The organism is Bradyrhizobium murdochi (assembly GCF_000472965.1).
GTDB lineage: Bacteria > Pseudomonadota > Alphaproteobacteria > Rhizobiales > Xanthobacteraceae > Bradyrhizobium > Bradyrhizobium murdochi.
Map to the genome: position 1 here is coordinate 168,038 of NZ_AXAU01000014.1, position 21,585 is coordinate 189,622.

Annotated in this window: 20 protein-coding genes; 6 read left to right on the forward strand and 14 right to left on the reverse strand. The window is 58.0% G+C overall.

The window, feature by feature from the left end:
* Positions 1 to 33: 33 nt before the first annotated feature.
* The 4 genes from YUO_RS0124920 to YUO_RS0124945 all read right to left on the reverse strand — a co-directional run bounded on the left by YUO_RS0124920 (position 34) and on the right by YUO_RS0124945 (position 3,971).
* On the reverse strand, positions 34 to 987 hold the full coding sequence (locus YUO_RS0124920) for a ribose-phosphate diphosphokinase (protein ID WP_051379623.1): 954 nt from the start codon (positions 985 to 987) through the stop codon (positions 34 to 36).
* On the reverse strand, positions 987 to 1,205 hold the full coding sequence (locus YUO_RS45025; protein ID WP_235782820.1) for a YdfR family protein: 219 nt from the start codon (positions 1,203 to 1,205) through the stop codon (positions 987 to 989). Before YUO_RS45025 ends, YUO_RS0124920 begins: the two co-directional genes overlap by 1 nt.
* A 443-nt stretch (positions 1,206 to 1,648) precedes the next feature.
* On the reverse strand, positions 1,649 to 2,098 hold the full coding sequence (locus tag YUO_RS0124935) for a DoxX family protein (RefSeq protein WP_051379625.1): 450 nt from the start codon (positions 2,096 to 2,098) through the stop codon (positions 1,649 to 1,651).
* A 262-nt stretch (positions 2,099 to 2,360) separates the two neighbouring features.
* A complete protein-coding gene (locus tag YUO_RS0124945) occupies positions 2,361 to 3,971 on the reverse strand; it encodes an FAD-dependent monooxygenase (RefSeq protein ID WP_028349722.1) in 1,611 nt (536 codons plus the stop codon).
* Between the two features lie 291 nt (positions 3,972 to 4,262).
* On the opposite strand from YUO_RS0124945, the gene YUO_RS0124950 reads away from it, so the two are divergent.
* Complete coding sequence (locus YUO_RS0124950) at positions 4,263 to 6,020, forward strand: thiamine pyrophosphate-requiring protein (protein ID WP_028349723.1); 1,758 nt, start codon at positions 4,263 to 4,265, stop codon at positions 6,018 to 6,020.
* Between the two features lie 72 nt (positions 6,021 to 6,092).
* Here YUO_RS0124950 and YUO_RS0124955 read toward each other — a convergent pair whose 3' ends face one another.
* Positions 6,093 to 7,085, reverse strand: a complete 993-nt coding sequence (locus YUO_RS0124955; protein WP_028349724.1) for a Bug family tripartite tricarboxylate transporter substrate binding protein — start codon at positions 7,083 to 7,085, stop codon at positions 6,093 to 6,095.
* Between the two features lie 97 nt (positions 7,086 to 7,182).
* Positions 7,183 to 8,139: a Bug family tripartite tricarboxylate transporter substrate binding protein gene (locus YUO_RS0124960; protein ID WP_028349725.1), complete on the reverse strand. Its 957-nt coding sequence runs from the start codon at positions 8,137 to 8,139 to the stop codon at positions 7,183 to 7,185.
* Between the two features lie 267 nt (positions 8,140 to 8,406).
* Between YUO_RS0124960 and YUO_RS41645 the strand changes: the two genes are divergently transcribed.
* Positions 8,407 to 9,300 (forward strand): IclR family transcriptional regulator, encoded by an 894-nt coding sequence (locus tag YUO_RS41645; protein WP_051379627.1) that lies wholly within the window; start codon positions 8,407 to 8,409, stop codon positions 9,298 to 9,300.
* A gap of 132 nt (positions 9,301 to 9,432) precedes the next feature.
* Here YUO_RS41645 and YUO_RS41650 read toward each other — a convergent pair whose 3' ends face one another.
* From YUO_RS41650 to YUO_RS0125000, 7 genes are all read right to left on the reverse strand, one after another.
* On the reverse strand, positions 9,433 to 9,840 hold the full coding sequence (locus YUO_RS41650; RefSeq protein ID WP_063830319.1) for a hypothetical protein: 408 nt from the start codon (positions 9,838 to 9,840) through the stop codon (positions 9,433 to 9,435).
* A gap of 25 nt (positions 9,841 to 9,865) precedes the next feature.
* Entirely contained in the window at positions 9,866 to 10,063 is a 198-nt protein-coding gene (locus YUO_RS0124975; protein WP_028349726.1) for a hypothetical protein, read from the reverse strand.
* 9 nt (positions 10,064 to 10,072) lie between these two features.
* Complete coding sequence (locus YUO_RS0124980) at positions 10,073 to 10,663, reverse strand: 3-phenylpropionate/cinnamic acid dioxygenase subunit beta (protein WP_051379629.1); 591 nt, start codon at positions 10,661 to 10,663, stop codon at positions 10,073 to 10,075.
* A gap of 18 nt (positions 10,664 to 10,681) precedes the next feature.
* Entirely contained in the window at positions 10,682 to 11,494 is an 813-nt protein-coding gene (locus tag YUO_RS0124985; RefSeq protein WP_028349728.1) for an SDR family NAD(P)-dependent oxidoreductase, read from the reverse strand.
* The gene (locus YUO_RS0124990) at positions 11,491 to 12,846 is read right to left on the reverse strand and encodes an aromatic ring-hydroxylating oxygenase subunit alpha (RefSeq protein WP_028349729.1); all 1,356 of its coding nucleotides are present in this window, start codon (positions 12,844 to 12,846) and stop codon (positions 11,491 to 11,493) included. The genes YUO_RS0124985 and YUO_RS0124990 overlap by 4 nt, the downstream gene beginning before the upstream one ends.
* 65 nt (positions 12,847 to 12,911) lie before the next feature.
* Positions 12,912 to 14,033, reverse strand: coding sequence for a Bug family tripartite tricarboxylate transporter substrate binding protein (locus tag YUO_RS0124995; RefSeq protein ID WP_156908757.1), 1,122 nt, complete (start codon positions 14,031 to 14,033; stop codon positions 12,912 to 12,914).
* Between the two features lie 29 nt (positions 14,034 to 14,062).
* A complete protein-coding gene (locus YUO_RS0125000; protein WP_028349731.1) occupies positions 14,063 to 15,469 on the reverse strand; it encodes an FAD-binding oxidoreductase in 1,407 nt (468 codons plus the stop codon).
* Positions 15,470 to 15,585: 116 nt separating this feature from the next.
* On the opposite strand from YUO_RS0125000, the gene YUO_RS0125005 reads away from it, so the two are divergent.
* Positions 15,586 to 16,908, forward strand: a complete 1,323-nt coding sequence (locus YUO_RS0125005; protein ID WP_028349732.1) for a thiamine pyrophosphate-binding protein — start codon at positions 15,586 to 15,588, stop codon at positions 16,906 to 16,908.
* Positions 16,909 to 16,915: 7 nt separating this feature from the next.
* Complete coding sequence (locus tag YUO_RS41655; RefSeq protein ID WP_051379631.1) at positions 16,916 to 18,601, forward strand: FAD-dependent oxidoreductase; 1,686 nt, start codon at positions 16,916 to 16,918, stop codon at positions 18,599 to 18,601.
* Between the two features lie 379 nt (positions 18,602 to 18,980).
* Here the strand turns inward: YUO_RS41655 and YUO_RS0125015 are convergent, their stop codons facing one another.
* Complete coding sequence (locus YUO_RS0125015) at positions 18,981 to 19,868, reverse strand: LysR family transcriptional regulator (RefSeq protein ID WP_035727488.1); 888 nt, start codon at positions 19,866 to 19,868, stop codon at positions 18,981 to 18,983.
* A gap of 246 nt (positions 19,869 to 20,114) precedes the next feature.
* On the opposite strand from YUO_RS0125015, the gene YUO_RS0125020 reads away from it, so the two are divergent.
* Both YUO_RS0125020 and YUO_RS0125025 read left to right on the forward strand, forming a co-directional pair.
* Entirely contained in the window at positions 20,115 to 20,642 is a 528-nt protein-coding gene (locus tag YUO_RS0125020) for a nuclear transport factor 2 family protein (protein WP_235782821.1), read from the forward strand.
* A gap of 50 nt (positions 20,643 to 20,692) precedes the next feature.
* A complete protein-coding gene (locus tag YUO_RS0125025; protein WP_063830317.1) occupies positions 20,693 to 21,502 on the forward strand; it encodes an MBL fold metallo-hydrolase in 810 nt (269 codons plus the stop codon).
* Positions 21,503 to 21,585 lie beyond the last annotated feature (83 nt).

The following is a 21,585-nucleotide window of genomic DNA, read 5'->3' on the forward strand; positions in this document are numbered from 1 at the left end:
GGACAATTCGCTATCGCTCGGCTGGCACGACACTTAAATAGCGGCAATATTGCGAATCCCGTCTGCAATCGCTTGGCTCGCGGAAAGGATCGTGACCTTCTCCGTAACCAGGCGCGCGTCGAGACGGAAGGGCGGTATCGTATCCGAGACAATAATGCGATCCACCAAGCTGCTCGCAACGAGCTCCTCCGCGCCGCGTAGGAATAGGCCGTGTGTAGCCGCCGCGATGACATAGGCCGCCCTGCCCTTGCGGCAGGCCTTCACTGCACGCAGCATGGTGGAGCCGGTGGCGATCATATCGTCAAAAACAACCACCGTTCGCTCGCGGACGCCGCCCGGGATCTCCTCGGCACTGACGACGTGATCTATCCGCCGTTTGCCAAGCGCGCCCAAATCGACGTCTTCATTCATGATCGTGCTGAGGGCGTCCCGGAAATGTTCGGCGCGTTTCAGGCCGCCGATATCGGGCGAAATGACCTCGATATCCTGATCGGCGAGGGCTTTCCCGAAATGCGTGGCGAAGAGCTGAGTGCACTCGATGTTCACTGCCGGTATCCGAAACGCGTTCTCGAAAGCGGCGGGATTGTGCACGTCCAGTGCGACAATCGCATCTACGCCGGCTGCTTCGAGCACTTGCGCAACATATCTCAGCGATAGTGGCTCTCCCGATTTCGTGCGCCGGTCCTGCCGCGCGTAACAAAGATAGGGCGCGATCAGGATCACGCGCGCCGCGCCGGAATCTTTCAGAGAGCCTGCGAAGAGCAGCACATCACAGAGCTTGTCATGCACGCTGCGCGAAGGCCCGTCATACAACGACTGGACGACGAGCGCTTGCCCACCGCGTATGTCCGCGACCGGCCCCAGCTTGCGTTCGCCATCATCGAAGCGCTTTTCTTCATGTTCGGCCAGACCAGTACCCAGGCAACTGGCGATGCCTTCTCCTTCGGCACGACTGGTCTCGAGGGCGAAGATGACCGGGGTATCCATCAGGGCCCCGCAGCGATCCGAATGCCCAGGACCAGAAGAATGCAGCCCACAAGGCCGGCCATGAAAACCACACGCATCCACGGCTTGCGCAGAATGATCTCGCCCTGACGTGCCCACTCGCCGGGATAGGTCCGGGGACCATCCGAATGCAGACGTGTTGGATTTTGCTTTTCAGGCATTGGCGTATCGCCCTGACAAAGACCCGACGGATAGTCCACGAAGCAGTTCCTGACGGAACGTCGCCCCGCGTCATCGCGTTGCGGATAAAGCCAACGGAATAACTATCCATGCCACGATTTGATCCTTGATCAGGCAAGAGGTTCGACGAGAGGTCACGGTTGGACCTTTCACGCTGAGCGGCTATTGGGCGGTCCCGCACGCTGACCATGGGATGCTGTTGTTTGCTCTTGGCAGCGGGCGGGAAAGTCCGCGGAACAGTTCGTAGCCCGCGCCCTGCAGAAATCCGGCCGATTCGCGCGCCGCGTGCTCATCAGTTTCCTTCCAGCCGAACGATTCCTGGGAACTTTGCTTGGCCTCCAAATCCGTTCGTGCTCGACATACCCGAAGCCGAGATCGAGGATCTGAAGGGCCGCCTTGCGCGCACGCGCTGGATTGGCCAAGTTTTCGGAACTCATGGCCTGCTCGCGTGCAGATCTCGCTGCTATCCATGATCGCGAGCAGCATCTACCGAATATTTGCCGGCACCATAATATGCGACTAGGGCAAGTCCGCCAATCAACCCGAGATTCTTCAGGAAGTTGATTGTTTGCATAACGGTCTGCGCTGCGGGAGCAGCCCAGAAATTGTGAAACATCAACGTTGCCGCGATGGTGAAGCAGATGAGCGCGACCGCAGCCTGACGCGCGAACAGCCCAAGCAGAAGCGCGGTGCCGCAACCGAGTTCGACCGCAACGGCGCCTGCGGCGAGAACAGCGCCGAATCCGTCGGCGCCACCGTAAAGGCGGCCAGCAGTCGTCGAAAACGCCAGCACCTTGCCGATTCCGCTATACAGATACAGCGGCGCGATGGCGACCCGTGCGAACAAGAGGACCCCTGAATCCAGCGAGCGCGACACCTTGTTTCCGCTGTAAGAGTCTGTGGATACCGACATGCCTATCTCCTTATGTGAAAGCCTGGTTGCGTACCGAGGTCCGGGCCGCCGGCTTCAGCCCGAAATGATATACGAGGCTTCGCCCGCCTCCGTTCTCCATGCCGAATTCGGCGATCAGTGAATTCTTCACGCCAAACGCAATCGGATGATCCGCGACATGAGCCTTGAGAGTTTTTGCGATAACTTGACATGGCTCTACCAGTCGCCGTTCAGTTCGTCTTTGGCGGAGTGCGCCACTGCCACCAGATAGCGTGATTGCCCGCTAGGCCTCGACGGGCGGGATCGACATGGCTCCCTCGCCTGTCACTCGCTTGAGAATCGCCGCCGGATCGACTTCGCCGCCGCTGGACGTCCACGCGACGAATTGATCCGGTCGAACGAGTACCAGCGAGGCCTCATAACGCGCGCGCTCGCCGGTGCGGCGGTCCTCGATCACCGCGAGAGGCACATTGAGCGCCTTGGCCGCCGCTGCAAACGCCTTTACCGCAGCATCATCAACATCCAGCGCCAAAAGCGTGAAGCCTTTTCCCAGTTCATCATAGACATTGCATCCACCCGACAAATGCGCGGGAGCCAGATGATGCCCAGGGCGCGCCGTGAATGAATGCGCGCCAATCGCACTGCAATTGCCCTCAGCGGGGCCCGACACGATCGGCGAGCCCTCGTAATTTGGTTCGAAGGCATTGACTTCGGATACGGCACCGGAGCGGCGCGCTTCCCACATTTTTTCAAACGCGTCCTTGTTCAACTCCGGACTGTAGTCCGCCAGGAAGGATCTGTCCGTCTCAATAGATTTCTCGATGAAATCCCGCGCAGTCGACTTGAAGACTGGCCTCCTCTCTTCATCATAGGAATCAAGAAGCTTTTCTCCGCCCCATCCGTCAAACACGGCGGCGAGCTTCCAGCCGAGGTTCCTCGCATCTTCCAGGCCGGTATTGACCCCATAGCCGCCATAGGGCGGATGGCTGTGAGCCGCATCGCCTGCAATGAAAATCCGCCCCCTTCGGTAGCTATCTGCGATCGCAACCCGCAGCTCCCAAAAGCCGATATGTTCAAACTCGAGGTCAAACTCGGCGTCGACGGCGGAATGGAGGTATGCACGAAAATTGAAACTGTCTTTCGTCGTGCCGAGCGGCACAGGCGCGTGGAAGAACCAGGTTGTTCCGAGATCTACACGTCCGAAGAACTTCCAGTAACCCTTAAGCTCGGGGTCAAGGACGTTGTAGTAGGACTTGCCGGGGTAACGCTCCAAAAGCTGGTGCAGCTCGTGCGACTTAAAGACGAGGAGCACCATGAGCTTGTCATGCTCCGAACGGGTTTGACTGATACCTGCATGTTCTCTGACAAGCGAACGGCTGCCATCGCAACCAACCACGTAGCCGGCCCTTAGTGTCCGGCGTTCCCCCCCTTCTCGCTCGGCAACCACAACATCGACGCCGCCAGCATCCTGGATCACGCTTTCGGCGGTCCATCCATACAGAGTCTGGATTGCGGGTATCTCGCTAGTGCGCCGGCGCAGAACGGCTTCCGTTGCGTATTGTGGTAATCTTTCGTTATCAGTGAAGTAGAAGGGGCGAACGAGCTCTCGCTGGAGCCAATCATACGTATACTGGCCGAGAAGTGTCTTGTAGGCAGTGAGCCCGCCAATTCCGTATTCGCGCGGAATCGTTCGCGCAGCCCGGAGCTGCTGCTCCGCGCCCCAGAAGTGAAAATGTTCCATGGTGCGCTGCGTAAGATTTTGGCCTTTGGGGATGCGTTGCGGCTGCTTGTAGCGCTCAACGACCGTGCAGTTGATGCCCCTCTGACCAAGCTCGATGGCGAGTCCCAATCCGACGGGACCGCCACCAATAATAACAACAGGCGCGTTGCTCATTGATCTAGTCTCGGGGCTCTCTGCAGACGATGACCGGTGAACAGCCTTAGTGCGATGGTCCTGCCGCGGTAGTCGCTCAACGCATTCCCTCCATCGCTTTGTAAGGACCCTCGTCGCTTGACATCACGCGACCCGCTCCTCAAGCTGTACAAAAATGATCTCACTGTCCACTATACGGACATCGTCTTCTAGGCAAGCCGAAGAATGACATGAAACTGTATCGGATCTCCGTCCCAGTTCTTTCCAACAGCGAAAGCGCGGCGGTTCGATCGGCATCAAGGGAGCGATGGGATGGATACGGAACGCACACGACATGCTCTCGGATCGGGCGCTGGCCAGAAGGCTGACCGAGAAAGCGAAGCTGGCTTTCTCTCGGGTGCCGAGGCTTTCCTTTCGCAATTGAAAGCAAGCGGGGTCGAGTACCTGTTCTCGAACTCTGGGACAGATTTTCCGCCCATCATCGAAGCCTTTGCCAGGGCGTCGACGACACAATTGTCGTTTCCCACGCCACTTCTCGTGTCGCACGAAGCGGTTGCCATGGGCATGGCGCATGGCTTCTTTCTCGTTACGGCTCGCCCCCAAGCTGTCATGGTTCACGTCAACGTTGGACTTGCGAATGCGACCATGGGGATTATCAACGCCGCGTCAGACAATGTCCCTGTTATCGTCTGCTCAGGGCGGACGCCCATCACGGAGACAGGACGGCCCGGTAGCCGAACAACCCCGATCCACTGGGGCCAGGAGATGCGCGACCAGGCCGCGATGGTGAGGGAGATCGTCAAGTGGGACTATGAGCTTCGGTATGCGGACCAAGCCATTGAAGTCGTTTCACGCGCGGTTTCACTGGCTACCAGCGATCCGCCAGGCCCGGTGTATCTCAGCCTCCCGAGGGAAGCACTGGCGGAGATCTCTGCTTCCGATGTTCGAACCCGCAAGTCTGTAGCCGCACAGTTGGGCCGGCCGCTTAACGACGCTGTCGAGAAAGCCGCAGAACTGCTTGCGAACGCGAAGTCTCCTCTCGTCATTGCGCAGCGAGGCACCGGCTGCGGCGATTTCGATCCGTTGTCAGCATTCGTGGATCGGTATGCCTTGCCAACCTGCGAATTCTGGGCAACGCGTAACTCGCTTTCCACTGCCCATCCCATGCACATTGGCCGGGATCCGACGGATTGGCTGCGCAGAGCCGACGTCGTGCTCGTGCTGGATTCGATGGTCCCATGGATTCCTGACCAGGTGGCGCCGCCCGCGGGTTGCAAAACCATCGCGCTTGGCTCCGACCCGTTGTTTTCCCGCGTTCCAATGCGCGGCTATCCCTTTGATGTCTTGTTGACGGGCGGCCCGGCAGAGGCGGTAAGAGCCCTCGACGAGGCATTAGCCACGCACAAGGACCTGGACAGGACGCAGATCAGCGACCGGCGTCGTGATGTCCGTGCCCGCCGCGACACCATCCGGCAGCAGATTCGAAGCCGGATCGAAGCAGGCAGCGGCTCGCCAATGAGCCCGGCCTGGGTGAGCCACTGCATTTCGCAAGCCAAGGATCCTTCTGCGGTCGTGTTTTCCGAGTTGGCATGTGACCCTGTCGCGATGACGTTCGAGAAGCCTCGAACGCTTTTCACCGTTCCACAAGCAGGCGGACTTGGATGGGCGCTTCCCGCAGCCCTCGGCGCGCAGCTTGCTGATCCGGCCAGCGAAGTCATTGCCTGCGTGGGCGATGGTTCGTACATATTTTCGAACCCGGTCGCCTGCCATCATATGGCGTCGGCACACCGGTTGCCCGTTCTCACCATCGTGTTCAACAACGGGATCTGGAACGCAGTCCGGCGCGCTACAGTAGGCATGTATCCGAACGGTGCAGCGGCTCATGCGAATAAAATGCCGCTTACGTCATTAGAACCATCTCCTGACTATTGTGGCATTGCGCGCGCGCACGGCGCGCACGCCGAGCGAGTTGAGCGGGGCGAGGAATTGCCCAGCGCGCTCAAACGCGCATTCGAACACGTGCGCACTTCTCGGCGGCAAACGCTGCTTGAGGTCATGGTGTCATACTGAAGGGAAATTCGCTCCCCCCAGGGCAGGATCAATCCATAGCTCCAAATGGCGCTCACACGCTCCGGGCTGTCATTAGTCGAGTTGAACATTCGCCGATTTTGCTATCGCGCTCCACGACTGCAGCTCAGACGCGATCCTCGCGGCGAACTCTGGTGACGTGCTGCTCGCCGCCTCTGTCGCGACGGTTCGGAGACGTTGGCGTACCTCGTCTTCCTGCATTACTTTATGCACTTCGGCTTCAAGGCGCGCCGTGATCTCCTTCGGCGTACCTTTGGGCGCGAACAGTCCTGTCCAAAAGATGGCTTCGGCACCGGCAACGCCAGCTTCCGCGGTCGTGGGGACATTTGGCAACTGCGGCAGTCTGGCTGATGCTGTCACCGCCAGGGCACGAAGTTTACCATCCTGGATCAGCGGCATGGCAGGAAGCGTGTCCGTCATCGCCGCTGTCACCTGCTTGGACAGAACCGCCACTACCGCATCGTTGGTGCCTCGATATGAAACGCGCTGCAGTGTCGCGCCGGTTTTGAGTTTCAGGAGTTCAAAGGCGAGCGTGAACGTTGGAGAGGCGCTCGCATAGTTTGCACTGGACGAATTGTTCTTCGTCCATTCAACGAAATCAGGCAGGGACTTGAAGGGCGCATCCGCCGAGACGACCAATACGAGAGGGAAAGTCGCCAGGATGCTGATCGGCTCGAAATCGCGTTTGGTGTCATAGGGCGTTTGCGCCGAAACGGCCGGTCCCACGACCATCGCGCCACTCGCTCCAACCATGAGCGTGTATCCGTCCGGCTCCTGGCTCTTGACGAAGCTTGCCGCAGTGGCCCCGCCCGCTCCTGCCTTGTTCTCCACGATCACCGGCTGGCCAAGGGCCTTTTGCAATTTTTCGGCCAGCACGCGTGCCAGAATGTCATTGCTACCGCCCGGAGCAAAGCCGACGACAAGGCGAACTGGCCGGTTCGGATAGGAAGAGGACGCTTGTGATTGTGCGTTGGCAATCAATGGCAAGGCGATGGTGGCTATTGCTACAAGGCTCAGCAGCGACCAGGTGCGACGAAGTCCCTTCATGGTGCTCTCCAAATGTTTGCCAGCAGCCGGCATGCGATGGTCGACTGCCATTAATGCACTGCTAGAACCGGCCTCTCAGTTATTCACGCTTGTAGTGTCAGCCTGGGCGGACCAGATCGCGCATCTTGGCTGACTCCTTCTGGAGAAAAGCCGCGAAATGCGATGAGTCGAGATAGGCATCGACGCAAGAAATTTGGCGCACCCGCTCGCGCACCGTGGAATCAGCCAGCGATGCCTTGATATGTTCCGACACCCGCACGACGATGTCGTTCGGAATACCTGCCGGCCCAAACATGCCAAGCCACGCGCTGACCTCGAAGTTTGGCATCACCTGTTCTGCGACCGTTGGAATATCGGGGACTAAATCAACCCGCCGGGCCGACATGATCGCAAGGGGCACGACCTTTCCTGCCTTGATGTGCGGATGCGCCGAAGTTAGGTCTACCGAACACAGCGGGATTTGGCCGCCGAGGACGTCGGTCATGGCGGGAGCACTCCCGCGATAAGGCACATGAACAAGGTTTGCCTTGGTTGCCTTCTTGAGAAGCTCGATCGCAAGGTGCTGCGAGGAGTTCACACCCGTCGAGCCGTAGGAAAACCCGTCCGTCTTTTGTTGGGAGCGATCGATCAGTTCCTTGAGCGACCGGACACCAGCGTCCGGATTGGCAACAAGCACCAGGGGAATATCGACGAGCTTTGCGATTGGAGTGAGCTCGCGCAGCGGTTCGAAGTTCGCGTTCGCATCGGCGACATGAGGATTGATAACGAGCGCTCCCGTAGCCCCAATTCCTATTGCATGACCGTCGGGACTCGACCGCGCCAAAGCGATTAGTCCGGTGGTTTCCCCTGCTCCAGGCCGATTCTCAACAACAAAGGCCTGCCCCAGAAGTTGCGCGAGCTTTTCTCCCAGGATGCGTGCCACCCCATCACTGGACGCGCCGGGAGCGAATGGCGTGATGATCGTGACAGGACGCGAGGGAAAATGCTGACCGTAAGCAATCGTCGGAGCCAGCAAGCCGGTTAGCAAAACCGTCCGACGCGAGATCGCGCTCATCCGTTTCTCCCTATCATCTTTTATGCCGGCCTGCGCCGATGTGTCCATTGTATGGACATCATGTTCATTCTTAACGCTAGAGGGTCAGTTGCGGAGCGTCAAGATGGTTCGGCTCTGCTGGAAGGAGCCTTTCGAAGGGCGGCCCCTTCGCAAGTTGGCGTCGCGGCCGAGCATTGATCCCCAGGACACGCCTCTGAAACACATGCGCCGGTTTGACCGGCGCTGGGGCGGCCGGTACAAGGAACATTCATCAGTTCGTGATCGTCCGTGAAACGTAAGCCCGGAAAAGCCGCCTCATCTTCCGACGCGAACAGCGCAGTTCGTGAACGCCGTCGCGCGGAGAAAGCGGGCGGCGGCGAATCCCTGTCGACAGTCAGGGCTGTCGATCGAGCCATCGCAGTTTTGCAGTGCTTTACGGCCGAAACGCCCGTGATGAGCGTCCTCGAGATCCAGCGTCTGGTGGGACTGAGCCGGCCAACCCTCTACCGGCTGCTGCAGACCCTCGCGGGCACTGGGCTGATCACTGCCGAAGGTGATCCTCAACGCTTCAGGCTCGGCCATGGCGTGATGCACCTCGCCCATGCGTGGCTGTCTGGAATCAAGCTCATCGACGTGGCCAGGCCGATCGTCGCGAGCCTTCGCGAAAAAACCGGCGAAACCGCCGCACTGTTTGTTCTGCAAGACGACCATCGGATCTGCGTTCTCGAACTGGAGAGCCATCATGTCTTGCACATTGCGCGCGGCATCGGAGATAGAGGCGGCCTGGTTGTCGGAGCAACCGGCAAGGCGATCCTTGCCTTTCTTGATGAAGACAGGCAGGCGACCACGATCAGTAAGGCCCTCAGCAAGGCACGGCAAAGTGAGTTCGTCAGCGCGCTGAAGGCCATTCGCGCGCAAGGGTATGCAACGAGCCGAAGCGAAGTCATTCTTGGCGCGGTCGCGGTCGCGGCTCCCTTTTTCAATCACAACGGCGAGGTCACCGGATCGATTGGCGTTTTCGGGCCGACCGCACGCGTGAGCGACACTGACGTTCCGAAGATTGCCAGGTTAGTTGTAGATGCGGCCAACACGCTTTCAACTCAGCTTGGATACAGACCAAGACGTCCTGGGGTCGCGGCGCCTGAGGTTGAAAGCCCCGGCAAGGTTCGACGACAGCCCTAGATACCTCTTCGCTATCCTCGAATTGCCGCGTTAGAGCGTTTTCCAGCGAAGTGGACACCGGTTCGCGTCAAGAAAACGCGTCAAAACAAAAACCTAGAGCCCGGTTCTGATTCAATCAGAACCGAAATGGCTCTAGAAGCGTCGGACGAGAAAGTCGTCCGTGAACTCTCCAAGGGAAATCTTGACGGGAATCTCGTCTTCCGCACCCAATTCGATGATCTCGGACCCCGATTTGTTATTGGCGGCGGCGAGAAGCTCAATACGTCTCGCAATCTCTTCAGCCTGCCAGGCATTGAGGCCCCACCGGAAACTGCCCGGCCCATCAGGCTTTAATCCATAGTTGCCCGTGCTTCCTTCTTCCGGAACAATAGTCAGTTTCGCTTTCGAACGGGCAGCCGGCAGTTGCTCGCCGACGCTGAGCGGCCCCTGTCCCTTTGCAAATGTACGAAGCAGCCCAGCCAACGCAGTCAGGTCTTCGCTCTCACCCAAAAACAGGAACAGCGGATGGAAGTCGCTTGGCAGGTAATCGAAACGCAGCATAGGTCGATCCCACGTCCCAGACATTTCAGGTCACGTCCAAAAGCTTTGCAATATCCTGCGCGTGGCATAGTTCAATGGCGCCCTCCTCTGCAGGATTCCGCGGGACCTGGAGGTAGCGGACCTGAACCCACATGCCGTCCTCCATGTTCTCGAGAACCTCGGCGATCGTCCCATCTTCAAGCTCAAGGCGGTCGCCAGATCTGAGGGTCAGCACATTGATCATTGCCGCCCCTTAAAAAAACACCGACAGGTTCTTTGCAAGCAGGACATTCTGGTCAAGGATGATCTCGCGCCGCGCAATCTTCCAGCCGTCATCCGTCATGCGAAGCACATCTGTGCGCTTCCCGACGAACGTGTATGTCTCGTACTCGACCCGGTTCTGGTAAATCAGGAAGCGGCATCGCGCTTCGACCTCGCGCGGATCATCGAGGGATGGCAAGACCTTCTTGATCTGGACGTTACTTACCATATGGCAGACGCGCGACAGCGGCTCCTCGGCGAAATGAACGCCGGTCAGGATCTGGTCGACTCGTTTCGTCAGCGTCCACTTGTCCTCATCAAACCAGCTAATTCCGATTCCTGTGCGGGTGTTCTCTCGCTCGCCATGCTGCCCGAATTTGACGTTGCGGCGGATCGGCATGAAATAGGAAATGTCATCCGTAAGGAGAGTAAGCCAATCGCGAAACCGGCGCTCATCGAGCAGTTCAGCTTCCGAATAGAGGAATTCTTCGATATCCGCCCTGAGCCGATAGTAAGCATCGGTACGATGAAGTCCGGCTGATCCAGTCGGCGACGGGGCGTTGGTTTCAAGCACGGCGGCCATGCTGTTCTCCTTGAGAGTCTAGATAGTCTGCGTCGCGGACTTCGCGGGTACGGGGCCGCCCTGATGGGCAAAGCAACCCACGTCGATGATTGTTCCGGAGACCGTCTCTGCCTCGGGCGATATCAGGAAGGCAACAACGTTGGCGATGTCTTCCCCATTCACGGAACGGCCGGCTGCGGTCCCGGGCGCACCCTGACCGAACCGCGACGGATCGCCGCCGACCCGACCGAGACTCATCCCTGTTACAATGCCGCCGCCGCCGGGCACTACCGTGTTGACGCGAACACGATGGTGCAAAAAATCGTAGGCGGTCGCTGCCCCGAGCGCCACGAGACCCCCCTTGCTCGCGCTGTAAACTGCCATGTTTGGCTTTCCCCAACCGGCGCCGGAACCTACGTTGATAATTGCGCCACCGCCGGCCTTGATCATGTGCGGAAGCACCGCGCGGCTGCATAGATACGGCCCCTTCAAGTTCACGGCCATGATGCGATCGAACAAAGCCTCATCCGTGTCGAGCACGGTACCGAGTGGACCAATTGCGGCATTGTTCACGAGCGCGTCGATTCGTCCGTACTTCTCCAGGGCTTCATCGACGACCCGAGCGACATCCTCAGCCTTGGAAACGTCTGCCTCCATCAGGACGGCCTGAAGACCGCGCTGTTCGAGTTCAGCCTTTAAGCTCGGAATAGCATTGGCTGCGGTACTCGAAACCTGCGCTGTCTCAAGACCGAATGCGACCACCGAATGTCCTCGTGCGGCAAGACTGAGAGTGATGGCGCGACCAATCCCGAAGGTCCCGCCCGTCACGATGACTACGCGCGCTGGATTCACTCTGCGGCCCTCTGAGGTAAATTTCCACCAACGCCAAGGAGTTCATCCCAAGCGGCGCCTCTCAAGTACGACTTCCAGCGCGCGTAGTAGCCGCGCGCAATCTCCTCGGTAATTTGGAGGCTGACAGTGCCACCGAGATGGTGATCTTTCGTCCAGGCACCAAGTGACTGCTGATAGTTGAATGGATAGCGACGAGCGACCGTCCCCATACTGGCAGCGGTAGCATAGAGCCAGTTCTCCATGTCGTCCTGCTCGGTCATCCCGGCCGGACCCGAATAGCGCATGTAGTAGCGACGTAGATAGTCTTTGGCTTCCTGTGGCGCATCAGCGTCGACCAGGAAGAACCGCCACCCTTCGGTGGAGGTCGGGCTATGTGGGTGCCAGGCGCAGAGCCCGCGAGGCTGACGCCCGTGATAGGACGTATTCGGGAAAATCGTGCCGACGAACGGCAACAGCCTCGCCTGCTCTCCGAGTCGCCGTTTGCGCTCCTCGAAGCAGTGACGGAAATATTGCTCCAGCACGGGGTTATCCAGAAACGATTCGATATACTCGTTCTCTTCGGGTTGGATCGCGCTATGAACGCCATGTCCTTCCGGAAAACTGATCCAAACGTGCTGTGCCTTTTCCAGCTCGTCGTCACGGCGCCCCTTCTTTCCTGCCGCGGCACTCGGCCCAATGCCGATAAGATCGACTGAGCGGTGACTCGGATTGTGGTAGGTGTCGCCGAGAAAGTTTTCCGCGGCGAACTTCCAGTTCGCAGGGAAAATCCACTTGTGCACGCCGATCACCTCTGAACCGCCGCTCCGGCCGTCACGGCAATCGAGCGCCTGGTCGAGATGAATCTTCGCGTCACCGAGATAGGTGATGAAATCGGGAGCATCTTTGTCCCAGGTGGCCCAGATCGTTCCCTTGTAGATCGCGAGCTTGGCAACCGAGACGAGCGAATTTGCTTCTCGATCAAGCCCCTCGTATAGGGTTCTAAAATGAGGCACGCCCTGGAGCTTGCCATCCGTCGTGTACGTCCAACTATGGTATGGGCACGTAAAGAGCGAAGTGTTCCCGGACTCGTAGCGGCACACTTTCATGCCGCGATGACGGCACGAATTGAGAAACGCGTGCACGATGCCCTGCTTGTCCCGGCACAGAATGACGGATTCCTCGCCCATCCGGGTGGTGTAGAAATCGCCGGGCTTGGGAATGAGGCTCTCATGCCCGATGAACAGCCAGGCGCGCGTGAAAACCTTCTCCAATTCCTCCTTGTAGAGATCGGGATCAACAAAGATTTCGCGGCTGACGAAGCCCCTATCCGTATCAACGAGCTTATCAGGATCATCAAAACGGCTATGGGACATATCGTGTTCTCCACGTAGTTGGTCGAATGGGATCGGCTGCTTAGGCTTTGGCCGGCAAAATGCGCCTAGTCCGTTGAGAGCTTGGCGTCGGCAACGACGTTGCTCCACTTCGTGAGGTCCTGAACAATGTTGCCCGCATACTTCTCCGGCGTCTCAGCAACGGACCTCAATCCTTGTTTTGCCAATCTCTCCGTCACATCGGGGGAGCGAAGAATTTCGCCGATCTCCGAATTGTAGCGGGCGACGATGGCAGGCGGCATGCCGGGAGGCCCAAGGACTCCGTAGCGGATATCCGCATCAAAGCCGGAGAATCCAAGTTCGTCCAACGTCGGCTGATCCGGAAGCTGGGGTGCGCGCGCTTTCGTCGCTACGGCGAGAATCCTGATCTTGTCCGGCGCTAGGGGAAGCGCCACGTGAACCGGCAGGAACATCGCACTGACATGGCCGCCAACGAGATTGGAGATTGCTCCAGCCGAGTCTCGAAACGGCACGTGCATCAAATCTATCTTTGCCGTGAGCTTGAAGAATTCCATCGCGAGATGGTGCGGCGTGCCGACTCCAGGCGAAGCATAGTTGATCTCTCCGGGACGGCTCTTCGCGTGCGCGATCAGCTCCTTGATCGAATTCGCCGGCAAGGACGGATGAACGACAAGAGCAAGTGTCCCGACTGCAGCTTCAATGATGGGCGTGAAACCCTTGATGGGGTCGTAGATGACCGGCTTTGTCAGGCTGACATTGGCCGTGAACGGAGGGTCAGCAGTTACGACCAGCGTATGGCCGTCCGGCGCGGCACGCGTGACCGTTTGCGATCCAATCCCGCCGCTAGCACCCGTCTTGTTGTCGACGATAACAGGCTGACCGAGCTTCGGCTGCAGTTTTTCAGCAATCATTCGCGCGATGATGTCGGGGCCAGTTCCGGGCGAAAACGGCACAACGATGGTGACGGGTCGCCGCGGCTCCTGCGCTATCCCCTGTGAGCTGGCCAGAAAAGTGAACAGCGTGGCCAGGAGACCCACGAGGGTTCGCCGCAACGACGACCGCCATGGCAAGCTAAATCGCGCTCGAACGTCATCACGACGAGATTCCAATGGACCCGGCGCCATCATCCCACGTCCCTCGCGTTCTCTTAGGTTGTCCATCTGGTGGACGTTGTGTTCAATTCTAGTGGTGCCGGAGAAATGGGTCAAGTAGCCCGGCAACGTTCGAAGGAACGGGCTCAAGCTGGAAGCGTCTTATGTGGATTGAACAGAGAGCTCGGATCCAGTGCGTCCTTGATCTTGCGGAGTACGTTGATCTCTACAGCTCCCTTCTGATGTACGAGTTCGCCTCGATGAAGCTGCCCGATGCCATGCTCCGCGCTAACGCTTCCGTCCAAGTTCCAAACGACTCTATTGACCTCGTTCTCAATTTGTCGCCGCTTCGCTTCGAATGCGGCGCCATCCTGCGCGCCGGGCTGGCAGGCGCTGAAATGCAGGTTCCCGTCGCCCAGATGGCCGAACGCAAACGGCTGAAAGTGCGGTTCAATTTTCCGGATGGCTTCGCAGAGCTCCGGATAAAGCTTTGGAATCCTCCCGAGTGGCACCGAGTAGTCGAAGCGAAATGAAACGCCGAGATAACGGTGCAACTCGGAAAAGGAGTCGCGAATGAGCCAAAGCTTTGCCTCCTGCGAAGACGACTGAGCTACGATCGCGTCGCTGACCCAATCTCGTTCCAGCGCGCGAGAAATGATAGCTTCCAGCTTTTCGGACGGATCGTCGTGGCCGGCCAGGCGCACGAGCACATACCACTCGCGATCGAGCCTGATTGGGGGCACTGAGCCGAGAATCTGCCGACAGACCCGATCAATCCCCACTCGGGGAAGCAACTCAATCGCCGATAAGCGACCGTCCGCATGCTCCATCGCGAGGTCTGCGAGATCACTGGCAGACTGCAAGGACTTGACCGCAAGGAGCGCGGAACGGCTCTCGGTCTCTGCCGGGTGAAGCTTCAGTGAGGCCGCCGTTATGATGCCGAGAGTCCCTTCCCCGCCAATGAAGAGCTGCTTGATATCAAAGCCTGAGTTGTCTTTGCGCAGCGACCGCAATCCATTCCAGAGCGTTCCGTCGGCAAGCACCACTTCCAGCCCAAGGACTTGGTCGCGACAATTGCCATATCGCACGACATTCATGCCGCCGGCATTCGTTGAAATGGCTCCTCCGATGGTTGCGCTATCCCTCGCGCCAAAATCCAGACCGAAGTGCCGTCCCACGGACCGTGCCGCGTCTTGCACGCTTTTGATCGAGCATCCGGCTTCTGCCACCAGCGACCAAGAGGAGGCAGAAACACTCCTGATTTGATCAAGCGCCGACGTGCTCACAATCAACGATGGTCCGCCCGCCTCCGCCGGCACCGCGCCACCGCACATGCTGGTATTTCCGCCCTGCGCAACGATGGCGCAACCGGCGTTGCGGCAGGCCCGGACGACATCCTGAACCTCGCTCACCGACCGGGGTCGCGCCAGACCAACAGCGTTTCCTCTGTACCACCCCCTGAAATCGGTGGTGGCCATATCCACGATTTGGCGATCGGAGATGAGGAGGCCGGGCCGGGTCAGGCCTGCCTTCAGTGTGTTCAACGCGTCCATGCAATTTCCTTCGAGGGCTTTTCCGCTACGTCAGCTTGATGTTCGGATAGTGGACATCTGTCTCAAGTCAACATAACGTCCCCGACGTTTGTCGTGAAGGCACCGGAGGCGATCGAATGGAACAGACCGGCGGAGACGCTCTTGCACGTCAGCTCGCATTGGAGGGCGTCACCGATGTCTTTGGCGTGCCAGGCGTTCAGCTCGACTGGGCTGTCGACGGGCTTCGCAAGATGCAGGACAGAATTCGCTACCTGGTGACGAGACACGAGCAGGCGACCTCGTATATGGCCGACGGATATGCCCGTTCAACGAATGGGATCGGCGTTTGTATGGTGGTACCGGGCCCCGGGCTTCTAAACGCTATGGCGGGGCTCGCCACCGCTTATGCCTGCAACTCTCGGGTTCTCTGCATCTGCGCCTGCAGCTTTCCTGTATTGTATGTGGGAGGCGGCGTGATCGCATCTAGCGCCTCCCTCGAATTGCAGGCCCTCGCTGAAAAACTTCAGATGCCAGTAGTCATGGGCGAGAACGGCAAAGGCGCCGTATCTGACCGGCATCCGCTGGCATTCAACACGCTTGAAGGTCGTGACCTCTTTTCGCTGGCCGACGTCGTTCTCGTCGTTGGCAGCCGCTTTGTCGAGACAGCAATGGGCAAGCCGGCATGGCCGCCCGATGACAAGACCTACATTTTCATCAACCTCGATGAAGACGTATTCGGAGCGCCGAGACGAGCTGATATCGCGATAAAGGCCGACTGTCGGCTGGCGCTCGCCGCGCTGGATGCCGCCTGTTCAAAACGCCGCCCCTCCAATGTCGACTTTGGGAAGCTAAGGGCTTCTGCACGTGAGCAGATGCTCGGGATCGAACCCCAAGGGGCCTGGGTTCGTGCCCTGAGAGCAGGAATTCCCGATGACGGAGTATTGGTCAACGAGCTCACGCAAGTCGGCTATTTCGCGCGGCTGGCTTATCCGGTCTATCAACCGCGCACTTTCCTCACGCCAGTCTATCAAGGCACGCTTGGATACGGGTTTCCGACCGCTCTCGGGGTCGCCGCGGCAGATCCCAAGCGCATGGTCGTCAGCATTAACGGCGATGGCGGGTTCGGCTGGGGACTACAGGAGCTATCGACGGCGAGGAAGTATGATCTCAACGTGACTATCGTGGTCTTCAACGATGGTCACTTTGGAAATGTGCGCAAGATGCAGCAAGATCAGTTCGGCAAAGAGTTTGGCGTTCAGCTATGCAATCCCAGATATGACCGACTCGCCGCCGCCTTCGAGATTCCCTACAGCCTTGCCGAAGGACCAGCCGATCTGGAGCGGCTTCTTGTCGAACGCGCATCAAATCCTGGACCAATTTTGATCGAGGTGAAGGTCGGCCCCATGCCGAGTCCCTGGCATCTGCTTCGGCTCGTACCCCCGCCCTTTGCCAAGAGGTAATCCCCTCATGCCGGCTGAAACCGCATCGTTTGATGTACTTATCGTGGGTGCCGGTCCAGTGGGACTCACACTGGCGCTCGATCTGGCTTCCCGCGGGATTGATGTCGGGATCATAGAAAAACGTCCCGCCGGCGAACCGCCGAGCGTGAAATGCAATCATGTCTCCGCCCGCTCGATGGAGATCTTTCGGCGCCTCAAAGTCTCGCAAGACCTGCGAAATGCCGGATTGCCGGAGGACTATCCCAATGACGTCAGCTATCGGACCACGACTCTCGGCATCGAGATAGCAAGGATCAAGATTCCCGCCAGGAAGTACCGTTACTCCGATAAATCCGGACCTGACGGGTGGTGGCCTACCCCTGAACCACCACACCGCATCAATCAGATATTCCTAGAGCCCATCCTGTTTCAGCGAGCAGCTAGCATGGATGGTATCACTATTTTCAATGAGACTGCCTATTCAGGATTCAAGGAGGATCAGTCCGGCGTAACCGCGTTCGCCACATCATCGTCTGGCGGCGAACGGCAATTCCGCGCGAGGTTCCTCGTCGGCTGTGACGGTGGCAGCTCCACAGTGCGCAAGCAGATCGGCGCCACGTTCAAGGGGGACCCGGTCGTTCAACGCGTTCAGTCTACGTACATAGAGGCGCCGGATCTCATCGCAAGGATGGCGGTGCCGCCAGCTTGGGCGATGTTTTCACTCAACCCAAGGCGCAGCGGAAACGTATACGCGATCGACGGCAAGCAGCGCTGGCTCGTTCACAATTATCTGAAGCCCAACGAGACCGATTTCGAAAGTGTCGATCGGCATGCATCCATACGCACGATTCTGGGCGTGGGTCCGGACTTTCAATACAAGGTTCTGAACAAGGAGGATTGGATCGGGAGAAGACTGGTCGCGGATCGATTCCGGCAAGGTCGCGTCTTCATATGCGGCGACGCCAGCCACATCTGGGTACCCTATGCAGGGTATGGCATGAACGCCGGGATCGCGGATGCCGAGAACCTGGCATGGCTCCTTGCTGCCCATGTGAAGGGGTGGGCCAGCGACGCAATACTTGATGCCTATGAAGCCGAACGCATGCCGATTACAGCTCAGGTGTCGCACTTCGCCATGAACCACGCGCACGCGATGTTTGAGCAACGAAGCGCAGTACCGGACGACATTGAGGCATGCGGACATCGGGGCGACGAACTGAGGGAAGCTTTAGGCAAGGCGGCGTATGAGCTGAATGTTCAGCAATACTGCTGCGCCGGCCTGAACTTCGGATATTTCTACGCGAACTCCCCCATCATCGCATATGACGGCGCGACCGCGCCGGAATACACGATGGGAAGCTTCACCCCCTCGACGGTGCCCGGGGCGCGACTGCCGCATGTCTGGCTGCCCGAGGGCCAGTCTGTCTATGATAGGTTGGGTCCTTACTACACGTTGGTAAGGTCGGATCCTAACGTGGACGTGGCCTCCCTGTTGATGGCCGCGGAGGCACACAACGTGCCGCTTGAGCTTCTTGACGTTGGAGGAGAACCGTCTGAGCTGGACCACAAGCTGATTATTGTTCGCTCTGACCGGCACGTAGCTTGGCGGTCCAATACATCGCCTGCGGATTCGTTAGGCCTTCTCAAAACATTGGTGGGCAGAGGTTTTGTCAACGCTTGCACTGATCCGACACCTCAGCGCCAAACGTCATAACTTATTCAGCCACGGCTTATCGCCAGACCACGCATACTTGTTCAATGCAACATGATGCTTTTGATAACCTTGCCCGTCTAATCCAACTAAAATATCGAAAACAACCCCATGCAAAGTAGCACCCAAGTTGGGATCGTCGCCTATCTTTCTTTTTCCACCTGCATTGATCCACGGAAACCCTCTAAGTCATTGGCGCATGCGAGCGCTTCGGGATCGCGGCAATTGTAGGCGAGTCGTTTGGAGAGATATTCGCTGGTAACTGCGTTTCGATCGGAATGCCATGCGTCACATCAAATGCCAACACGATACAAGCGCTGCAGGATCGGTGCGAGGCCGAGCCTTCGACTGAATCGCACGATTACTTATCGTCGAGAGCCAACTATTGTTGAGAAAGTCGCAGCGCGTTCGTTAGTGCAGAAAGCGCGGCCGGTTGATGCTGACGACTGGGGTAATACATGAAGAAGCCGGGAATTGGCGGCGTCCAGTCCTCTAACACACGAATAAGGCGCCGCTCCGCGAGATACTCTGAGACTTGCTCTTCATATGCGAGTCCTAGGCCGGCTCCAGTGAGTGCGGCCTGGATAACCAGATTGGTATCATCGATTATGAGTGGGCCGTTCACGGCGATCGTAACCGCCTTTCGTCCTTGCTCGAACTCCCACCGATATGGACCGCCCGGAAGACGCAAACCTATGCATCGATGATCGTTTAGATCCTTGGGCTTCCGAGGAATGTTTCGTGATGCAAAATAACCAGGCGATCCGACCACCGCCAATCGCAGCTCCTTCGTGACCCGCACCGCGATCATGTCCTTTTGAATATACTCGCCGAGTTGAATACCGGCATCGAACTCGCCCGCAACGAGGTCTACAGGGCCAGTGACAGTAACGACGTCAAGAACGATGTCGGGGTAGGCCTCGGCGAATGCCGTGAGCCGGGGTAACAATACCATCACGGCAGCCGACCGGGACATTACAATTCGAAGGCGTCCGGCAGGCCGGTGCCGAACGCTTCGGGCATTGTTGATAGCACGCGCAATTTGGTCGAGTGCCGGAGACAATTCTTTCAAAAGAGCAGCCCCTGCAGCGGTTGGCGCGACGCTCTTGGTCGTCCGAGCAAGAAGCTGCAACCCGAGCCGTTGCTCAAGTCCCCGAATCGTGTGGCTCAGGGCAGACTGAGATACACCAATCTTTGCCGCAGCCCGCGTAAAGCTTCGTTCACTGGCGACGATTGCAAACGTAGCGAGATCGTTCAGTTCGTTTTTCATGATTTATGAATACTACTCATAACCCCATGCTATGCAACACGACTAGTTTCATAAACCACTTTGTCCTAGTTTTGGCCAACAACGAGAAGCGGCAACTTTCCGCACCTTTGTGGCCGGCTTTGACGTTCAGCACAGCCAACTGGGCCTGAGAGTTTCGCTGTAACAACTTGAGCGCCTGTAGCCGGCGATTTCAGTCTTCATCTGAAGAACGCAACTTGGACTAACGCGGGCTTTTAGGAGAGCAGAATGTTCAAAATGGATCGACGAGCATTTTTGAGTCGATCTGCCAGCGCAGCTTTTGGAGCTGCGCTCGTCAGCGCTCCCGGTTTGATGCTTGGAGATCGAACGATCGGCCATGCACAATCTCCTACCGTTCCAAATAACAACCTTATGGATAACAACCTTATGGATACCGATGTTCGTGCCTTGCGCGCTCTAGCGCAGACGTATTTCGACGGTGCCTATGAAATGGATGCCGACAAATTTGCGTCCATATTTCACCCATCCAGTTCCGTGACCAAGGTCGGCGACGATGGCAATGTGAGCGTGACGCCAATTGCGACGTGGCTAGCAGCCGTCCGGACCCTGAAAGCTCCGAAACAACAGGGCTTGGAGCGCCACGATCAGATCCTATCGATAGACGTTGAAGGAGAGCTCGCACTCGTGAAGTTGAAATTGCAGATTCCGCCACGTTACTTCACCGACATCTTGTCATGCCTAAAGGTCAACGGGACCTGGAAGATCGCTCAGAAAGTGATGACGTCGAAAACCTAGCGGCTTCGGTGCCGTTTTGAAAACATGACCCGCACGCTTGGCAGGTGTCCATGGAATTTCTGTCACAAAGCGCCAACGCCTTGGGCTGCGCCTCTGGATCATGGAGGATTTGGTCACTCTCTGATGGATATGTCGACCTACCCGCCGAATCCCTCAGATATCCCAACAATAAAATATGTAAGCAGACCGAATTGCCTCAGCGGGACGATTCGCTAGTTCGATTGTCAGTCAACTGCTTCCTATTTGATCGTTCTGGCATGGACCGCGTTTTGATTGATTGTGGAGCTGGCGGGAGTTGGGACCCGTCGATGGGTCACCTCATGGAGGCGATGGCCGAGGTAGGCATCGACAGGTCATCGATCGCTATGATCGCCTTCACTCATGCTCATGGCGACCACATCAATGGTCTCCTAATGCCTGACGGTCGACGAGCATTTAACGGCCTGAGGAAGATTGTGATAGGGGAAGACGCGGTTGAGGAGTTTCTTGCCGAGCCAGAGCTCGAGCAGTTTCGTCCACTTCTTGTCCCAATTAACGGAGGGGACCAGCTGGCCGATCATTTACAGGCGGTGGCGATACCTGGGCATGCTCGAGGCCATATGGGTTATCTCCTCAACACTGACGAGGACGTTGTCCTATTCTGCGGCGACCTTATCCACGTTCCCGCTGCACAGTTTGCCTGTCCCGAGCTTACCTGGGCCCATGACGATGACGAAGCCATGGCGAGGGCTAGCCGGATCAAGTTGCTCAAGGACGCAGTCAATACACATACGTGGCTAGCCGGCGCTCACCTGGGTCGGCCAGGCATCGGTAGAGTAGTCGAAGTAGGGCAAGGATATGTATTCATTCCGGCCGCGTAGCCGCCCATGAGCCCGCCGTCGCCTCATGCAGGCTCGACAACGGCGCTGACCGCCAGGCGCCTGATCAGTCGGATTTGACTTTG